The 1,071-nt window shown below is 46.1% G+C and carries 2 protein-coding genes and 1 pseudogene; 1 reads left to right on the top strand and 2 read right to left on the bottom strand.

Annotated elements, in window-relative coordinates; all coding sequences use genetic code 11:
• Nucleotides 1–114, top strand: a pseudogene (locus tag ACFS7Z_RS27510) (IS1 family transposase); the annotation flags it as partial.
• Between the two features lie 123 nt (nucleotides 115–237).
• On the opposite strand, the gene ACFS7Z_RS27260 reads toward ACFS7Z_RS27510, so the two are convergent.
• Nucleotides 238–714: a PDDEXK nuclease domain-containing protein gene (locus tag ACFS7Z_RS27260; RefSeq protein ID WP_377492657.1), complete on the bottom strand. Its 477-nt coding sequence runs from the start codon at nucleotides 712–714 to the stop codon at nucleotides 238–240.
• Nucleotides 677–1,071, bottom strand: a 395-nt coding sequence (locus ACFS7Z_RS27255; RefSeq protein WP_377492654.1) for a DUF1016 N-terminal domain-containing protein, incomplete at its 5' end; no start/stop codon positions are given. The genes ACFS7Z_RS27260 and ACFS7Z_RS27255, both read right to left, overlap by 38 nt.

Raw genomic sequence — 1,071 nt, 5'->3', positions numbered from 1 at the left:
AGGACCAGGAACAGAAGAATAGTGAGGAAAACAGCCTGCTTCTCCAAAAAAGAGCAGAATCACTACAATGCTATGAAGCTAATATTTTACTATAGAAACCATCATACATTATAGACCACAACCAAATAATCTAACTTACAGACTATCTCATAAGTAAGCTTATGTAAAGTAAGAGAGGTGTAAAGTTTGGTTCTGATTGTTCTAATAAGCTAACTCCTTAATCAGCAAAAGCAGATATCACTCCTCTTTTTTCACTTGTGCCAGCGCTATAGCCTTATGCAACCTGCTGGCAAATACTTCTTTGGGAGGCAGCTGTGTCAGGTATTCAGATACCCTTATGTGCCCCTTGTCCAACTCCAGCAACTCAATTTGCTCCTGGCTCTTTTCCGCACAAAGGATTAGGCCAATGGGGCTTTCCTCTCCTTCCTTGCGTTCGTGTTTGTCAAGCCATTTCAGGTACAACTCCATCTGCCCTTTGTAAGCTGCCCTGAATTTGCCTAGTTTCAGATCAATGGCTACCAGGCGCTTTAGCCCGCGGTGGTAAAACAGCAGGTCGATTTTGAAGTCTTCATTGTCTATAATGATTCTCTTCTGGCGCGCAAGAAAAGCAAAGTCACTGCCTAGCTCAATAATAAACTGCTGCAACTGCGCCAGAATAGCAGACTCCAGGTCTCGCTCACTGTAAGTATTGCTCAAACCTAGGAAATCCAGCACATAAGGGTCTTTGAACACCAAACCAGGAGTCACAGCTCCGGATGACTGCAAGGTGCTGAGTTCTTGCCGGAGGAGTTCCTCTGGTTTTTTTTGATAAAGCCGAGCGCTCAAACAGCATGCTGTCCATCCGCTCCTGTAACACACGGGTGCTCCACTGCTCCTGCATGCTGAGTTCAGTATAAAACATCCGCTTTAGCTCATCCTCAATCGCAGCTAACAGGCGCAGGTGGGTCCAGCTCAATTGTGTACTCAGTGCGTTCACAATTAAGTCTTCCGGAAAAGTGTCCGCAACGCGTACACAATGCCACAAGTGGCGCTTGCTCCAGCCTCTGCCGTAAGTATTCGTCAGCTCAGTGG

This window comes from Pontibacter toksunensis (assembly GCF_042686245.1).
Classification (GTDB): Bacteria; Bacteroidota; Bacteroidia; order Cytophagales; family Hymenobacteraceae; genus Pontibacter; species Pontibacter toksunensis.
Note: the sequence above shows the minus strand (reverse complement) of the source record. Positions and strands in the feature narration are given on the sequence as shown.